This window comes from Pseudomonas sp. zjy_15 (assembly GCF_043101865.1).
GTDB lineage: Bacteria > Pseudomonadota > Gammaproteobacteria > Pseudomonadales > Pseudomonadaceae > Aquipseudomonas > Aquipseudomonas putida_Y.
On the sequence record NZ_JBICII010000033.1, the window covers coordinates 1 to 16360 of the forward strand.

18 protein-coding genes are annotated in these 16360 nt (G+C 61.8%); 8 read left to right on the forward strand and 10 right to left on the reverse strand.

Annotated elements, in window-relative coordinates:
* Window positions 1–350: iron-sulfur cluster insertion protein ErpA (gene erpA / locus ACF8EF_RS05705; protein ID WP_003255511.1), on the reverse strand; the 350-nt coding region annotated here is incomplete at its 3' end.
* 143 nt (window positions 351–493) lie between these two features.
* The gene (argC, locus tag ACF8EF_RS05710; RefSeq protein ID WP_176683478.1) at window positions 494–1528 is read right to left on the reverse strand and encodes an N-acetyl-gamma-glutamyl-phosphate reductase; all 1035 of its coding nucleotides are present in this window, start codon (window positions 1526–1528) and stop codon (window positions 494–496) included.
* A gap of 141 nt (window positions 1529–1669) precedes the next feature.
* Here argC and hemJ point away from each other — a divergent pair, with 141 nt between their 5' ends.
* The 6 genes from hemJ to ACF8EF_RS05740 all read left to right on the forward strand — a co-directional run bounded on the left by hemJ (window position 1670) and on the right by ACF8EF_RS05740 (window position 6096).
* Window positions 1670–2095, forward strand: coding sequence for a protoporphyrinogen oxidase HemJ (gene hemJ / locus ACF8EF_RS05715; RefSeq protein WP_176683479.1), 426 nt, complete (start codon window positions 1670–1672; stop codon window positions 2093–2095).
* Between the two features lie 28 nt (window positions 2096–2123).
* Complete coding sequence (locus ACF8EF_RS05720) at window positions 2124–3080, forward strand: nitronate monooxygenase family protein (RefSeq protein ID WP_176683480.1); 957 nt, start codon at window positions 2124–2126, stop codon at window positions 3078–3080.
* Between the two features lie 67 nt (window positions 3081–3147).
* A complete protein-coding gene (locus ACF8EF_RS05725) occupies window positions 3148–3930 on the forward strand; it encodes an SDR family NAD(P)-dependent oxidoreductase (RefSeq protein WP_392461662.1) in 783 nt (260 codons plus the stop codon).
* 63 nt (window positions 3931–3993) lie between these two features.
* A complete protein-coding gene (locus ACF8EF_RS05730) occupies window positions 3994–4332 on the forward strand; it encodes a histidine triad nucleotide-binding protein (protein ID WP_003255518.1) in 339 nt (112 codons plus the stop codon).
* 65 nt (window positions 4333–4397) lie between these two features.
* Entirely contained in the window at window positions 4398–5045 is a 648-nt protein-coding gene (coq7, locus tag ACF8EF_RS05735; protein ID WP_176683482.1) for a 2-polyprenyl-3-methyl-6-methoxy-1,4-benzoquinone monooxygenase, read from the forward strand.
* 10 nt (window positions 5046–5055) lie between these two features.
* On the forward strand, window positions 5056–6096 hold the full coding sequence (locus ACF8EF_RS05740) for a DUF2157 domain-containing protein (protein ID WP_176683483.1): 1041 nt from the start codon (window positions 5056–5058) through the stop codon (window positions 6094–6096).
* Between the two features lie 77 nt (window positions 6097–6173).
* Here the strand turns inward: ACF8EF_RS05740 and ACF8EF_RS05745 are convergent, their stop codons facing one another.
* Window positions 6174–6596, reverse strand: coding sequence for an OsmC family protein (locus ACF8EF_RS05745; protein ID WP_176683484.1), 423 nt, complete (start codon window positions 6594–6596; stop codon window positions 6174–6176).
* 191 nt (window positions 6597–6787) lie between these two features.
* Here ACF8EF_RS05745 and crp point away from each other — a divergent pair, with 191 nt between their 5' ends.
* Window positions 6788–7432, forward strand: a complete 645-nt coding sequence (crp, locus tag ACF8EF_RS05750) for a cAMP-activated global transcriptional regulator CRP (RefSeq protein WP_176683485.1) — start codon at window positions 6788–6790, stop codon at window positions 7430–7432.
* Here the strand turns inward: crp and ACF8EF_RS05755 are convergent.
* From ACF8EF_RS05755 to ACF8EF_RS05770, 4 genes are all read right to left on the reverse strand, one after another.
* Window positions 7429–8133, reverse strand: coding sequence for a lipoate--protein ligase family protein (locus ACF8EF_RS05755; protein ID WP_209968346.1), 705 nt, complete (start codon window positions 8131–8133; stop codon window positions 7429–7431). The genes crp and ACF8EF_RS05755 overlap by 4 nt on opposite strands.
* Window positions 8134–8269: 136 nt before the next feature.
* The gene (trpC, locus tag ACF8EF_RS05760) at window positions 8270–9103 is read right to left on the reverse strand and encodes an indole-3-glycerol phosphate synthase TrpC (RefSeq protein ID WP_176683487.1); all 834 of its coding nucleotides are present in this window, start codon (window positions 9101–9103) and stop codon (window positions 8270–8272) included.
* Complete coding sequence (gene trpD / locus ACF8EF_RS05765) at window positions 9100–10149, reverse strand: anthranilate phosphoribosyltransferase (RefSeq protein WP_176683488.1); 1050 nt, start codon at window positions 10147–10149, stop codon at window positions 9100–9102. Before trpD ends, trpC begins: the two co-directional genes overlap by 4 nt.
* A gap of 9 nt (window positions 10150–10158) precedes the next feature.
* Complete coding sequence (locus ACF8EF_RS05770; RefSeq protein WP_003255531.1) at window positions 10159–10752, reverse strand: aminodeoxychorismate/anthranilate synthase component II; 594 nt, start codon at window positions 10750–10752, stop codon at window positions 10159–10161.
* Between the two features lie 367 nt (window positions 10753–11119).
* On the opposite strand from ACF8EF_RS05770, the gene estP reads away from it, so the two are divergent.
* Window positions 11120–13009, forward strand: coding sequence for an esterase EstP (estP, locus tag ACF8EF_RS05775; RefSeq protein ID WP_392461664.1), 1890 nt, complete (start codon window positions 11120–11122; stop codon window positions 13007–13009).
* 272 nt (window positions 13010–13281) lie between these two features.
* Here the strand turns inward: estP and trpE are convergent, their stop codons facing one another.
* The 3 genes from trpE to rpe form a co-directional block, all read right to left on the reverse strand.
* The gene (gene trpE / locus ACF8EF_RS05780) at window positions 13282–14763 is read right to left on the reverse strand and encodes an anthranilate synthase component I (RefSeq protein ID WP_392461887.1); all 1482 of its coding nucleotides are present in this window, start codon (window positions 14761–14763) and stop codon (window positions 13282–13284) included.
* 69 nt (window positions 14764–14832) lie between these two features.
* A complete protein-coding gene (locus tag ACF8EF_RS05785; RefSeq protein ID WP_176683491.1) occupies window positions 14833–15651 on the reverse strand; it encodes a phosphoglycolate phosphatase in 819 nt (272 codons plus the stop codon).
* Window positions 15648–16322, reverse strand: coding sequence for a ribulose-phosphate 3-epimerase (rpe, locus tag ACF8EF_RS05790; RefSeq protein ID WP_176683492.1), 675 nt, complete (start codon window positions 16320–16322; stop codon window positions 15648–15650). Before rpe ends, ACF8EF_RS05785 begins: the two co-directional genes overlap by 4 nt.
* Between the last annotated feature and the right edge of the window lie 38 nt (window positions 16323–16360).

Below are 16360 nucleotides of genomic sequence, written 5' to 3' on the forward strand. Positions count from 1 at the left end.
CAGATCGAGAACGACGAGCCGCAACCACAGGTGGTGGCGGCATTCGGATTCTTGATAACGAAACGCGAACCTTCCAGGCCTTCCTGGTAGTCCACTTCGGCGCCGGCCAGGTACTGGAAGCTCATCGGGTCGACCACCAGGGAAACGCCCTCGCGCTCGACGATGGTGTCATCTTCGGCCACATCTTCATCAAACGTAAAGCCATACTGGAAGCCCGAGCAACCACCACCGGTCACGAACACCCGCAGTTTCAGACGTTCATTGCCTTCCTCATTGACCAGGTTTTTCACCTTCTGGGCTGCCCCATGGGTGAACTCCAGGCCGGTAGGGGTGAAGGTTTCGACACTCATGTTGATTCTCCCGGCGCGGTAGCCGCCATAAAACTCGATGACGCGCATTATCCGCTTTCCCGAGAAAATCGGTCAAGAATTGTGCGGCTTTAGTCGCGACATACAAAAAGGCCCGCACGACGCGGGCCTTTTCGAACTGCTGCTTACGGCAGCAAGCCGGCATGGGCCAGGCCCATGCGCTCATCCAGGCCGAACAGAATGTTGAGGTTCTGTACCGCCTGGCCGGAGGCGCCCTTGACCAGGTTGTCGATCACCGACAGCACCACCACCAGGTCACCACCCTGCGGACGATGAACCGCAATGCGACAAACGTTGGCGCCGCGCACGCTGCGGGTTTCCGGATGGCTGCCAGCTGGCATCACGTCGACGAACGGTTCGTCGGCGTAGCGCTTCTCGTACAGCGCCTGCAGGTCGACCGAGGTATCGACCACATTCGCGTACAGGGTGGCATGGATGCCGCGGATCATCGGCGTCAGATGCGGCACGAAAGTCAGCCCGATGTCCTTGCCCGCGGCCAGGCGCAAGCCTTGGCTGATCTCCGGCAGGTGGCGATGGCCCTTCACCGCGTATGCTTTCATGCTTTCGCCGGCTTCGCAGAACAGCGAGCCCACTGCCGCACCACGCCCTGCACCGCTGACGCCCGACTTGCAGTCGGCGATCAGGCGCGACGGGTCAGCCAGCCCTGCTTCCAGCAGCGGCAGGAAGCCCAGCTGGGTGGCGGTCGGATAGCAACCCGGCACAGCGATCAGGCGAGCCTGGCGGATCTTCTCGCGGTTGACTTCAGGCAGGCCATACACAGCGTCCTTGAGCAACTCTGGCGCGCCATGGGGCTGACCGTACCACTTGCCCCACTCGGCCGCATCCTGCAGGCGGAAGTCGGCCGACAGGTCGATCACCTTGGTACCGGCCGCCAGCAGCTCACCAGCCAGGGCGTGGGCAACACCATGCGGCGTGGCGAAGAACACCACATCGCAGGCAGCCAAAGCCTTGCTGTCCGGTACGCTGAACGCCAGCCCGTCATAGTGGCCGCGCAGGTTCGGGTACATGTCCGCCACCGCCACGCCCGCCTCGGAGCGCGAAGTGATGACCGCCACTTCGGCCTGTGGATGCTGTGCCAGCAGACGCAACAGTTCGACGCCGGTGTAACCCGTGCCGCCGACGATACCGACCTTGATCATAACGCTTGCCCCTTATCAACGAGCCGTCTGGAAAGCGCACGATAATAGGGGCGCGGGGCGCCTGTAACAACTCTTCGGGTGACCCTTCGGGCGCTTGACCACTACTATCTGACGACCGTGATTACCTGAAGGAACTCCTCCATGCTTTACCTATGGATCAAAGCGCTGCATATCGTCAGCGTGGTCTGCTGGTTCGCCGGCCTGTTCTACCTGCCCAGGCTGTTCGTCTACCACGCCCAGAGCCAGGACAGCATCAGCCAGGATCGCTTCGTGACCATGGAGCGCAAGCTGTACCGCGGCATCATGAACCCGGCGATGATCGCTACCTACGTTTTTGGCATCTGGATGCTGTACCTCACCCCCGGCTGGCTGAGCCAGGGATGGCTGCATGCCAAGCTCACCCTGGTCATCCTGCTGACCGGCTACCATCACGTGTGCGGTGCCCAGCGCAAACGCTTCGCCAACGGCACCAACACCCGCAGCCATGTCTACTATCGCTGGTTCAACGAAGTGCCCGTGCTGATCCTGCTGGCTATCGTAATTCTGGTGGTGGTGAAACCGTTCTGACATAGCCACCCGCTCAAGGAGCCTTGCCATGTCGCTACCTGCCTCGCTCGAACAACGCCTGCGGCTGCCCGTGGTTGCTGCGCCGATGTTCCTCATCTCCAACCCCCAACTGGTGCTGGCCTGCTGCGCCAACGGCGTGGTTGGCAGTTTCCCGGCCCTGAACCAACGCGACAGCGCTGGCTTCAAGGCCTGGCTGGAAGAGATCGAGGCTGGCCTGGCTCAACTGCAGGCGCCAGCGCCCTACGCCGTCAACCTGATCGTCCACCCGACCAACCCGCGCCTGCAGGCCGACCTAGCCTTGTGCGTGGAGCACCGGGTGCCGATCGTCATCACCAGCCTGGGCGCGGTGAAGGAAGTGGTCGATGCCGTACACAGCTACGGCGGCCTGGTGTTTCATGATGTCACCACCCGCCGGCATGCCGAAAAGGCCGCCGAAGCTGGTGTCGATGGCCTTATCGCCGTCGCCGCAGGCGCGGGCGGCCATGCCGGCACCTGGAGCCCGTTCGCCCTGGCCGCAGAAATTCGCCAGTTCTTCGGCAAGACCCTGCTGCTGGCTGGCTGCATTAACCACGGCCACGAAATCCTGGCCGCACAACTGCTGGGGGCGGACCTGGCGTACATGGGCACGCGCTTCATCGCCACCACAGAAAGCCAGGCTCAGGGCGCCTACAAACAGATGCTGCTGGATGCCCATGCCGCCGACATCATCCACACACCCGTGGTGTCCGGTATTCCCGCCAGCTTCCTGCGTCAGAGCCTGGAGCAGGCCGGCTACGACATGAACGCCCTCAAGGGGGGGCACGTGCAAGGCAAGCTCAAGCCGATCGATGACGAAGCCAAGGCCTGGAAGACCGTATGGTCAGCGGGCCAGGGCGTCGGAGCCATCCATGACCTGCCCAGCGCCAGCGCATTGATCGAGCGCCTGCATGGCGAGTACCGACAAGCCCTGGAACGCTGCCAGGTTTTGCGGGACCGCGCCTTGTAGCAAAAGGCAACACCTTGCACGGGCAAGTTGTACACTAGGCGCCCTCTTCCGCCCCCAGGAGCCTTGCATGACCCGTTACGCCATGATCACTGGTGCTTCCAGCGGCCTGGGCCTGGCCTTGGCGGAAGCGCTGGCACGGCGCGGGCGCAACCTGATCCTGGTGGCACGCCAACGAGAAACGCTGGAGCCTGTCGCCATGGAGCTGACCCAGCGTTTCGGTGTCGAGGTACTGTTCCGCGCCTGCGACCTCAGCCAGCCGTTGCGCCTTTCAGGCTTCGTGCTAGAGCTGGAAGAAGGTGAGCGGCGTATCGATTTGCTGGTCAACTGCGCGGGCTTGCGCACCTATGGGCCGTTCCTGGCCCATGAATGGGCAGACGAACAAGACCTGCTGGAGGTCAACGTGCTGGCCCTGAGCCGCCTGTGCCACGCCATCGGTAACCTGATGGCTGTGCAGGGTGGCGGGCAGATTCTCAACGTCGCCGGCCTGGCCGGGGTGGCGCCTGGCCCATGGATGGCCGCCTATGCCGCTAGCAAGGCCTACGTGTTGAGCTTTTCCCAGGCCCTGCGCGAAGAACTCAAGCGCACCGGCATCAAGGTCTCTGTACTGTGCCCTGGCCCAGTACGTTCCGCACGCCGGCGCATTGCGCGGCTAGATGGCAAGTCGCGCTGTCTCAGCGCCGAGGAAGTGGCGCTGTACACCGTACGGGCGCTGGACAAGAACCGCGCACTGATCATGCCCGGCCGGCGCAACCGCTGGCTGGCGTTCGCCCCGCGTTTGCTGCCGCGCTGGCTGGTGCGCAAGCTGGCTGGGGCCATCCACCGCCGCTATTGCCCCATCGGTATGGAATAGCCACTGGGCGAGCGGCGCCCGGCTGAGTACACTCGGCCCGACCCTCACCATGGAGCAAGTGCTGTGGACGATCTATTCCTCAAAATCATCAACCGGGAAATCCCGGCAGATATCATCTATGAAGACGACCAGATCCTGGCCTTCAAGGACATTGCACCCGCGGCACCGGTACATTTTCTGGTCATCCCGAAAAAGCACATTCGCACCCTCAATGACCTGACCGAAGAAGACAAGGCCCTGGCTGGCCACATCTTGTTCACCGCCCAGCGCCTGGCTGTCGAACAAGGCTGCGAGGAAGGTTTCCGCGTGGTCATGAACTGCAACCCCAAAGGCGGCCAGACCGTCTACCACATCCATATGCACGTGCTTGGCCAGCGCCAGATGAACTGGCCGCCGGGCTGACCCACGGCAAGCGACCCCGCCGCTATTGCGGTAAACTGTCGGGCACATTCTTGCGGAGGTGCCCGATGGCTACCGAACGTCACTACTCGCCGCTCGACCGCTTGTTGCTGCAGGCCGATACTGCCATGCGCACCTTGCTGCCATTCAGCGGCCAACCCGCCCGGCCATCGCCGGCCATCGTCCAGCCAGATGCCGACCTGGACGAGCAACAGGCCCGTCATATTGCCGGGCTGATGCGCATCAACCATACCGGTGAAGTCTGCGCCCAGGCGCTGTACCAAGGCCAGGCCCTGACCGCCAAGCTCCCGGAAGTGCGCAAGGCCATGGAGCATGCCGCCGAGGAAGAAGTGGATCACCTGGCCTGGTGCGAACAGCGCATTCGCCAGCTGAACAGCCACCCGAGCGTGCTCAACCCGCTGTTCTACGGCATGTCGTTCGGCATCGGCGCACTCGCCGGACTGGTCAGCGACAAGGTCAGCCTGGGCTTCGTCGCCGCTACCGAACATCAGGTGTGCAAGCACCTCGACGAGCACCTGGAGCAATTGCCGCACGAAGATGAAAAATCCCGAGCCATTCTCGAGCAAATGCGCATTGACGAAGAGCAACACGCCGAGTCTGCACTGGAAGCCGGTGGTTATCGCTTTCCGGCCCCCGTCCGCTTTGGCATGAGCTTGCTGGCCAAGGTCATGACCAAGAGCACATACCGCATCTGAAGGTATCACCATGACGGATCGATTCGACGCCAAGGACCTGGCGCGCGCCGTGCAAGCAGGCATTCTCCAGCCGGGTCAGGATCAAAGCCTGCTGGCATTCCTGCGCCAGCAACCCGCACCTCGTGGCAGCTTCCAGCTGGCCCATGTTGCCTTCTACTTTGGCGCCATGCTGATCATGGCGGCCATGGGCTGGTTGCTCACCGAGGCCTGGATGAGCCTCGGTGACGGCGCGCTGTTGATCATCGCCAGCCTCTACATCCTGCTGATCACCTTGCTCGCCCTCAATCTGCAGCGCCGCGCCCAACCCGTCGCTGCTGGCGTACTGGCTGCCGTTGCAGTCAGCATCGTGCCGCTGGCGGTATTCGCTATCGAACGCATGTTCGGCTGGTGGCCACTGGACGATACGCAGGCCGACTACCATCAGTACTACACCTACGTGCAGGGCGGCTGGCTGGCGATGGAAGCAGCCACGGTGCTTGCCGGCCTGCTAATGCTGCGATTGATCCCCTACCCGTTCGTCGTCATGCCAGTAGCCGTGGCCTTGTGGTTCATGTCGATGGACCTTAGCGAGTGGTTCTTCGGCTCCCCGTTCAGCTGGGAGCAGCGCCGCCACGTATCACTGTGGTTTGGGTTGGGCTTGCTGGTGGTTTTCGTCGTGATAGACGGCCGCACGCGTGAAGACTACGCCCGTTGGGGTTATCTGGCCGGGCTGGCAGCATTCTGGGGCGGGTTGACGCTGCTGGACAGCGGCAGTGAGTTGGGCAAGGCCCTGTACTGCCTGATCAACATTGCGCTGATGGGCATGGCGGTGCTGCTGCGCCGGCCGGTGTTCATGGTGTTTGGTGCGCTGGGAGTGGCCGCTTACCTGGGGTACCTAGCGTATGAGGTGTTTGCCCAGTCGCTACTGTTCCCAGTGGTGGTGACCTTTATCGGGCTGGGGGTTATCTGGCTTGGGCTGATTTACCAGAAGCACCGGGAGCGGATGAGCCAGGCGCTAAGAAGCAGTCTTCCGCAATGGCTGCGGATGGCCCTTCCGGCCCTGCGCAACTGAAGGCCGCCCTGGGCCAGATGTGGGAGCGGGTTCACCCGCTCCCACAAGGGCTGCAAAGCGGCGCCGGAATCTCAGCCTTAACCCAGCTCCACGATTTCATACCCATGGGTAATCTCAACCCCGGCACGCTCAAGCATGATCGAAGCCGAGCAGTACTTTTCCGCCGACAGCTCCACCGCCCGCTTGACCTGCGCTTCTTTCAGCCCACGCCCCTTCACCACGAAGTTCATATGAATCTTGGTGAACACCTTCGGGTCTTCGTTTGCGCGCTCCGCCTCAAGAAATGCCTCGCAGCTTTCCACTGCCTGGCGCGACTTCTTCAGGATGCTCACCACGTCAAAGCTGCTGCAGCCACCCAGGCCCAGCAACAGCATTTCCATCGGTCGCACGCCCAGGTTGCGGCCGCCGGCCTCGGGCGGGCCGTCCATCACGACGACATGGCCGCTCCCCGATTCGCCGAGGAACATTGCCTCACCGGCCCACTGGATACGTGCCTTCATCTACCCGGACTCCTGATTTTCGGAAAAGGGTGTCAGCTTAGACCTTGTGCGGCTGTGGGAAAAGCACGAGATGTGTCGGTTTAGTACCGAAACATCCTGTAGTGTCTGATAAGCTGGCGCCAAATGACTGGCGCTTTCCGTCAGCCAACCTCTATAAAAAGCCTATGCGTCATATCGAACAGGATTTCGTGATGGTTGCCTCCGCCCTACCCGCCAAGATAAAGAACATCGACAAGCTGCTGGTACACTGCCAGCGCCGCCGCTACACCGCCAAAAGCAACATCATCTGCGCCGGCGACCGGGCCGAGACACTGTCGTTCATCATCAAGGGTTCGGTCACCATCCTCATCGAGGACGACGACGGCCATGAAATGATCATTGCCTACCTCAACAATGGCGATTTCTTTGGCGAGCTAGGCCTGTTCGAACCCATTGATGGCGAACAGCAGCGCAGTGCCTGGGTACGCGCCAAGACCGAATGCGAAGTGGCCGAAATCAGCTACGAGAAGTTTCGCGAACTGGCGCGCCAGGACCCTGAAATCCTCTACGCCCTGGGTAGCCAGATGGCCCAGCGCCTGCGCAACACTACCCGCAAGGTTGGCGACTTGGCATTTTTCGACGTGACCGGGCGAGTTGCCCGTTGCCTGCTGGAACTGTGCAAGCAGCCGGACGCCATGACCCACCCCGATGGCATGCAAATCAAGATCACCCGTCAGGAAATAGGCCGAATCGTCGGTTGCTCTCGGGAAATGGTCGGCCGCGTTCTAAAGGACTTGGAGGAACGCAGCCTGGTGCAGGTCAAGGGCAAGACCATGGTGGTCTACGGTACCCGCTAGTCCTTGGGCAACTCGGCCAGTACCTTGGCGTAGGCCTGCGAAAGGCGCTCGAACCAGGGTGCTGCCGGCGCGACTTCGTGCAAGGCGATGTGCGCATCAGCGCGACAGCGTTGCTCCAGCTCGCAGCACTCGTTGAAGCGGTTGACCGCCGCCACCATCGACTCACGCTCGTTGTCCAGCAACAGCGCACCGTGTACCAGCACCACCGGGCGCTTGCCACCCAGGCCCTGACGCCAGCGCTGGGCAGTACCCACCAGTTTGCGGCCATTGAGGTTGACGTTGTAGCGGCCATCGCAGAAGGCCCCGTCGATTTCCCCGACGGACGCTACCCCGCCCCACTCGCGCAGCACATCGCACAGCGGCAGACACAGGCGCTCATAGGCATTTTCGATACGGCCGTGGTCACCTTCACTGCGCGGCGCGGCGTAGACCAGTGCAACGTTCACCGTCGAATGCGACTGAGGTACCGGCTCACCGCCGGTTTCTCGCAGCAGCACCGGCCAGCCAGCAATAGCCAATTCCGCGCAGGCGACTTCAAAGTTGCCCAGCCGGCTCATGCGCCGAGGCATGACCAGAGCGTGGTCGGTCGGACGCCAGAACAGCACACCACTCTCGCGTTCGCCGCGGCAGACGGCGGCCAGCAGTTCCTGCTCCGCGTGCAGGCCCTGTTCGACAGTCAGGGCCAGGGGTTGATCGGTCATTGATCCACCTATGATGTTGATTTAACCGGTCTCTTCGCGGGTAAACCCGCTCCTACAACAGCGCGTGTAGCGGGCTTGCCCGCGAAGAGGCCATTACAGGTACAAAAAAGCCGGCAAAAACGCCGGCTTCATTTGATCAGTCCAGGTGCTGAACAGTCTTCTTCACCTGCTCGGGGAAGAACAGCCGCTGTAATTCCAGGCCAGGGTGCTCGGCGCGCATGAACGCCTCCCCCACCAGGAACGAGTAAACCTCGTTGATTGCCATCAGCTCCACATCGGCCCGGTTGAGAATACCGCTTTCGGTAATCGCCAGACGGTCACGCGGAATGCGCGGCAGCAGGTCAAGGGTGGTTTCCAGGCTGACCTCGAAGGTGTGCAGATTGCGGTTGTTCACCCCCACCAGCGGCGTATCCAGGGTTTTCAGCGCGCGCTCCAGTTCATCGCCATCGTGCACTTCCACCAGCACGTCGAGGCCGACGTCCTTGGCAGTGGCGGCCAGTTCAGCCATCTTCACGTCGTCCAGCGCCGACACGATCAGCAGTACGCAATCTGCCCCCAGGGCCCGGGCTTCGACGATCTGGTAAGGGTCGACCATGAAGTCCTTGCGGATCACCGGCAGCGAAACCGCTGCGCGGGCCTGCTGCAAGTACTCATCGGCACCCTGGAAATAATCGACATCGGTCAGCACCGACAGGCAGGTGGCCCCGCCCTTCTCGTAGCTGACCGCGATTTCCGCCGGCACGAAGTGCTCACGGATCACGCCCTTGCTTGGCGAAGCCTTCTTGATTTCGGCAATCACCGCTGGCTGCTTGCGCTTGGCCTGCTCGATCAGCGCGTTGGCGAAGCCACGCGGGGCGTCGGCGGCCTTGGCCAGGCTCTCTAGCTCGGCGAAGCTGACGCGTGCACTGCGCTCGGCCACTTCCTGAAATTTGCGGGCAATGATCCTTTCCAGCACCGTCGGCACACTCATGCTTCGTTCTCCACCTTGAATACTGCAGTAAAGGCGCCCAATTCCTGCAACTTCTCCCAGGCCAGGCCGGTGTGCAGTACATCATGGGCCAGTTCTACACCGGCTTTCAGGCTCATGGCATGGTCAGCGGCATACAGTGCCGCGCCAGCATTAAGCACGATCATCTCGGCGGCCTTCTGACCGTTCTCGGTCTTGCGCCGACCCAGCGCATCGCGAATCAGCTCCAGCGAAGCCTGCGGGCTCTCGACTGCCAAGCCATGAAGGCTCTGACTCTTAATACCGAGGTCTTCCGGCTCGACCCAATATTCAGTGATCTCGTCGTTTTTCAGTTCGGCGACGAAGGTGGGTGCCGCCAGGCTGAACTCGTCCAGTCCATCCTTCGAGTGCACTACCAGCACATGCTTGCTACCCAGGCGCTGCAGCACCTCAGCCAGCGGGCGGCAAAGGGTTTGCGCGAACACACCGACCACCTGGTGCTTCACTCCGGCCGGATTCGTAAGCGGGCCGAGCATATTGAACAGGGTGCGCAACCCCAGTTCTCGACGCGGGCCTGCGGCGTGTTTCATGGCCGAGTGGTGACTTTGCGCGAACATGAAGCCGATGCCCAGGCTGTCGATGCAGCGCGCCACTTGAGTTGGCGTCAGGTTCAGGTAGATGCCGGCAGCTTCCAGCAGGTCGGCACTGCCGCTCTTGCCCGATACTGCGCGGTTACCATGCTTGGCCACCGGGCAGCCCGCCGCCGCCAGGACGAAGGACGAAGCGGTGGATACGTTGAAGATGTTGGCGCCGTCACCGCCGGTACCGACAATGTCGACGACACCATCAAGGCTTTGCAGCTCGACCTTTTCGGCCAGTTCACGCATCACCGACACCGCACCGACGATTTCGTCGATGCTTTCGCTTTTCATGCGCATGCCCATCAGGAAGGCACCTATCTGCGCCTCGCTGCACTGACCGGTCATGATCTGGCGCATGACCTGGCGCATTTCTTCGGTAGTAAGGTCCAGTTGGCCGACGATACGGCTCAACGCACTCTTGATATCCATGTTCGATCCTTAACGGCGGCCGCCGGTCTGCTTGAGGAAATTGGCGAACAGTTCGTGGCCCTGCTCGGTCAGGATCGACTCAGGGTGGAATTGCACCCCTTCGATATTCAGCGTCTTGTGGCGCAGGCCCATGATCTCATCGACCGAACCGTCAGCATGGGAGGTCCAGGCGGTAACTTCCAGGCAGTCGGGCAAGGTTTCACGCTTTACCACCAGCGAGTGGTAACGGGTCACGGTCAGCGGGTTGTTAAGGCTGGCGAACACGCCCAGGTCGCGGTGATATACCGGGCTGGTCTTGCCATGCATGACCTGGCGTGCACGAACAACGTCGCCGCCAAAGGCCTGCCCGATTGACTGGTGGCCCAGGCATACGCCAAGGATTGGCAACTTCCCGGCGAAATGCAGGATGGCCTCGATGGACACGCCTGCCTCACTTGGAGTGCACGGCCCCGGGGATACGACGATGCGCTCAGGGTTGAGGGCCTCGATCTGGGCGATTGTCATTTCGTCATTGCGAATGACCTTCACCTCGGCACCCAGCTCGCCAAGGTACTGAACGACGTTGTAAGTGAATGAGTCGTAATTGTCGATCATCAGTAACATGGTGTTAAACCTCTTGAATCTACTGACTTCATGATTCGAACCTTCCAGCACCAGCCACAGGCGCGGCTTTGCCACAACGGGCGGTAAACGAGAAGGCAAACGGGGACGGGCCGGGCGGGCCGGCAGGAGATAAAGTCAGGCGCGCCAACGCCAACGGGCGTGGGCCTTGATTACGCGCATCAAGAGTTTGCTGACGATCAACACAGGATAGGTCTCGCTCATACGTCCCGGCACAGTAGCCTACCGGGACGACGGGCGCAATATGCCTGTAAACACGGGGAAACGAATGGACTTGGGAGGGAAGCACGACGATTTGCTAAGGTCGATGGGGTTGTCCTGATAAAAACAAAGAAAAGGATGTTCCATGATGCGAAAAGCCCCGTTATTGCGCTTTACCCTCGCTTCACTGGCCCTGGCCTGTAGCCAGGCGTTGGCCGGCCCTTCGCCCTATTCAACCCTCATCGTGTTTGGCGACAGCCTCGCCGATGCAGGGCAGTTTCCCGACCTGAGCGGCGGTACCCCAGGCGCGCGTTTCACCAACCGCGATGCCAACGGTAACTTCGCTCCGGTGTCACCGATGATCCTCGGTGGCCGCCTGGGCGTCGCGCCAGGCGACCTTAACCCGTCGACATCCATAGGCATCCAGCCCGATGGTAATAACTGGGCAGTTGGTGGGTACACCACCCAACAGATCCTGGACTCGATCACGACAACGTCCGAGACCGTCATCCCACCAGGAAACCCCAATGCCGGGTTGGTGCTGCGCGAGCGCCCCGGCTACCTGGCCAACGGCCTGCGCGCCGACCCAAATGCCTTGTATTACCTGACAGGTGGCGGTAACGACTTCCTGCAGGGCCTGGTGAATAGCCCGGCCGACGCCGTAGTCGCCGGCGCCCGCCTGGCTGCCAGCGCCCAAGCCCTTCAGCAAGGAGGCGCGCGCTACATCATGGTCTGGCTGCTACCTGACCTCGGCCAAACGCCCAATTTCAGCGGCACGCCACAGCAAAACCCACTGTCACTGCTCTCCGCTGCGTTCAACCAGTCACTGATCAGCCAGCTAGGGCAGATCGATGCCCAGATCATTCCACTGAACATTCCTACGCTGTTGAGCGAGGCGCTGGCCAGCCCCAGTCAGTTCGGCCTGGCCAGCGACCAGAACCTGGTCGGCACCTGCTACAGCGGCGATAGCTGCGTGGAAAACCCGGTGTACGGGATCAACGGCACAACGCCAGACCCGACCAAACTGCTGTTCAACGACTCGGTCCACCCGACCATCGCGGGTCAGCAGCTGATTGCCGATTACGCCTACTCGATCCTCGCAGCCCCCTGGGAACTGACCCTGCTACCGGAAATGGCCCACGCCAGCCTGCGGGCTCACCAGGATGAGTTGCGTAATCAGTGGCAGACGCCTTGGCAAGCAGTTGGTCAATGGCAAGCCTTTGTCGCCAGCGGCGCTCAGGACCTGGACTTCGACGGCCAGCACAGCGCGGCCAGCGGTGACGGCCGCGGCTACAACCTGACCGTGGGCGGCAGCTATCGCCTGAACGACGCCTGGCGCCTGGGCCTGGCCGGCGGTGCGTACCGGCAGAAGCTGGAAGCCGGTGAACAGGACTCGGACTACAAGCTGAACAGCTATATGGCCAGTGCCTTTGCCCAGTACCGCCAGGACCGCTGGTGGGCCGACGCGGCGCTGACCGCCGGGCACCTGGACTACAGCGACCTCAAGCGTACGTTCGCCCTGGGCGTGAATGACCGCAGTGAAAAAGGCGACACCGACGGCGAGGCCTGGGCATTGTCCGGGCGGCTGGGCTACAACCTGGCGGCCGACACCAGCAACTGGCAGTTGGCACCGTTCATCAGTGCCGACTATGCGCGGGTGAAGGTGGATGGCTACGACGAGAAGAGCGGGCGCTCGACGGCGCTTGGCTTCGATGACCAGGAGCGCACGTCACGCCGCCTGGGCGTGGGGCTGCTGGGCAGTGTGCAGGTACTGCCAGGTACCCGGCTTTTCGCCGAGGTGGCTCAGGAGCATGAGTTCGAGGACGACGAGCAGGATGTGACGATGCACCTGACCAGCTTGCCGGCAAATGACTTCACCCTGACCGGGTATACACCGCACAGCGACCTGACCCGGGCGAGCCTGGGCGTAACCCATGAACTGGTGGCGGGGGTGCATTTGCGCGGGAACTACAACTGGCGCAAGAGTGATGAGTTGACGCAGCAGGGCATTAGCGTGGGGGTTAGCGTGGACTTCTAAATTGCTGGGGGCCGCTTTGCGGCCCATTCGCGGGTAAACCCGCTCCTACAACGGCCTCGTATGCCTGAGGCTTGCGCAACCCTTGTAGGAGCGGGTTTACCCGCGAATACGGTGGCGGCGGCAACGGTGAACGGCAGGTAGAAATTGGCCAGCAGGGCCGGCCCTTTCGCGGGTAAACCCGCTCCTACGACGGCCTCGTATGCCTGAGGCTTGCGCAACCCTTGTAGGAGCGGGTTTACCCGCGAATGGGCTGCGCAGCAGCCCCAATAAATTTATCTGGCAGAAGTCTGCTCGGCCAACGCCACCGCACGGAACATCGCCCGGCGCTTGTTGATGGTTTCTTCCCATTCCAGCGCCGGCACCGAGTCGGCAACGATGCCGCCACCGGCCTGCACATGCAACTCGCCGTCCTTGATCACTGCAGTACGAATGGCAATTGCGGTATCCATATTGCCGTTCCAGGCAAAATACCCGACTGCACCGCCGTAAACACCACGCTTGACCGGCTCCAGCTCGTCGATGATCTCCATCGCGCGGATCTTCGGCGCACCCGACAAGGTGCCAGCCGGCAGAATCGCCCGCAGTGCATCCATCGCCGTGAGGCCTTCACGCAACTGGCCGGTAACGTTGGAGACAATGTGCATCACGTTGGAGTAACGCTCGATCACCATCTTCTCGGTCAGGCGCACACTGCCGGTCGAAGACACACGGCCCACATCGTTGCGACCCAGATCGATCAGCATCAGGTGCTCGGCAATTTCCTTGTCGTCCGACAGCAGGTCGTCTTCCAGCGCCCGGTCCGCCTCCTCGGTCGCACCACGCGGGCGGGTACCGGCAATCGGGCGCACGGTGACCAGGTTGTCCTCGACACGTACCAACACCTCGGGCGAGCTGCCGACCACATGGAAGTCACCGAAGTTGAAGAAGTACATGTACGGCGTCGGGTTGAAACAGCGTAGCGCGCGGTACAGGTCGATAGGCGCAGCCTTGAAGTCGATCGACATGCGCTGCGACGGCACCACCTGCATACAGTCCCCGGCCAGGATGTATTCCTTGATACGACCGACGGCGTTTTCGTAATCCTCGCGGGTGTAGCTGGAGCGGAATTCCGGCTCGGCTGCCTGCGGGCCGCTCAGGTCCAGACCGCGGCGCGGGGTGATTGGCTGGCGCAAGGTTTCCAGCAAGCCTTGCAGGCGTGCCTGGCCCTGTTCGAAAGCCTGATCTTCAGCTGGGTCGACCAACACAATGGCGTGCATCTTGCCCGCCAGGTTGTCGAACACCACCACCGCGTCGGACACCATCAGCAGGATATCCGGTACGCCCAGCGGGTCCGGATTGGGACTGGCACCCAGGCGCTTTTCTACATAGCGCACACAGTCGTAGCCAAAGTAGCCGACCAGGCCGCCATTGAAGCGCGGCAGGCCGGGGATATCGGCAACTTTGTAGCGGTCCTTGAAGGTTTCAACGAATGCCAGCGGGTCTTCGACCTCACAGCTTTCCACCTCGACGCCATCCTGCAGGATGCTGACATGGTAGCCATGCACACGCATCACCGTGCGCGATGGCAAGCCGATCATCGAGTAACGGCCCCACTTCTCGCCGCCCTGCACCGATTCGAGCAGGTACGAGTTGGGCTGGTCAGCCAGTTTCAGGTAGATCGACAGCGGCGTGTCGAAGTCGGCCAAGGTTTCACAGGCCAAGGGAATACGGTTGTAGCCGGCAGCAGCCAGGCGCAGGAATTCTTCGCGGTTCATGAGTAGTCTCGTGGCAAGCAGCAATAGGTCAGGCAAACGGACGGGCCGGCACACGCCGGCAGGCTGAAGTCAGGCGCGCCAACGCCAACGGGCCAAGGCCTTGATGACTTTCATCCAGAATTTGCCAGTAACCGCCACGGTGGACTCTCTGTCTTGTGAGGCTTGAAGGTCCGCCAACGTTATCCCAGTGGCCGGGTCTGCGCAACCGGGCAGCAATGCGCGCAAGTCGTCGATTACCAGGCTGGGGGATTCATCGTCGATCGGCCTGCCATGGTTATAGCCGTAGGTCAGGCCCACGCATTGCACGCCAGCCGCCTTGGCCGCCTGCACGTCACTGCGCGAATCACCCACGAACAGGGATTGCTGCGGGGTAACACCGGCCATCTGCATGACGAACAGCAACGCCGCCGGGTCGGGCTTTTTCTGCGGCAAGGTGTCGCCACCAATGATCCAGCGGAAGAAATTACCGATCTTCATCTGGTCCAGCAGCGGGCCAACAAAGCGCTCAGGCTTATTGGTAATCAGCGCCATCTCCACGCCCTGCTTGCGCAGCCAGCGCAGGGTGTCCCGTACGCCGGGATAGACCACGGTCAGTTCATGGCTTTCGGCATAAGCGTCCATGAACAACGCCAGCGCCTGTTCTGCCAGCGCATCGTCCACTTCGGCATGGTCGATGCCACCCGCCAACGCGCGGCGCACCAGCACCTGGGCGCCATTGCCAACCCAGTGGCGCACTGCCTCAAGGCCAGCAGGCGGGCGCCCCAGTTCGAGCAGCATACGGTCCACAGCCGCGGCCAGGTCAGGCACGGAATCGATCAGGGTACCGTCCAGATCGAACATTACCAACCTGGGCAGCGTCCCCGGGAACAGCTGCTCGAAGCCACTCATGAGCGGGCCAGGGCCAGTTCGGCACGCATCTTGGCGATGACTTCCTGGTAGTCCGGGGCGTTGAAGATCGCCGAGCCGGCCACGAAAGTGTCGGCGCCAGCGGCAGCGATCTCGCGGATGTTGTTGACGTTCACGCCACCATCGATCTCCAGACGGATATCACGGCCACTGGCGTCGATCAGCGCACGCGCTTCGCGCAGCTTGTCGAGAGTGCCGGGAATGAACTTCTGCCCGCCAAAGCCTGGGTTGACGCTCATCAGCAGCACCATGTCGATCTTGTCCATCACGTACTTCAGGGCGTCCAGGCTGGTGGCCGGGTTGAACACCAGGCCGGCCTTGCAGCCACCATCCTTGATCAGCTGAAGCGAACGGTCGATGTGCTGTGTGGCTTCAGGATGGAAGGTGATGTAGGTAGCACCCGCTTCGATAAAGTCGCCAATGATGCGGTCAACCGGGCTGACCATCAGGTGTACGTCGATCGGCGCAGTGACGCCGTACTTGCGCAGAGCGGTACAGACCATCGGACCGATGGTCAGGTTGGGGACATAATGATTGTCCATGACATCGAAGTGGACGATGTCTGCACCCGCAGCCAATACCTTGTCGACGTCCTCACCCAGGCGGGCAAAATCGGCAGAGAGAATGGAGGGGGCAATAGCGTAGGGCTGCATGGCGCACCTGTTGGCAGAGTCACGGTGGCGCGCATTGT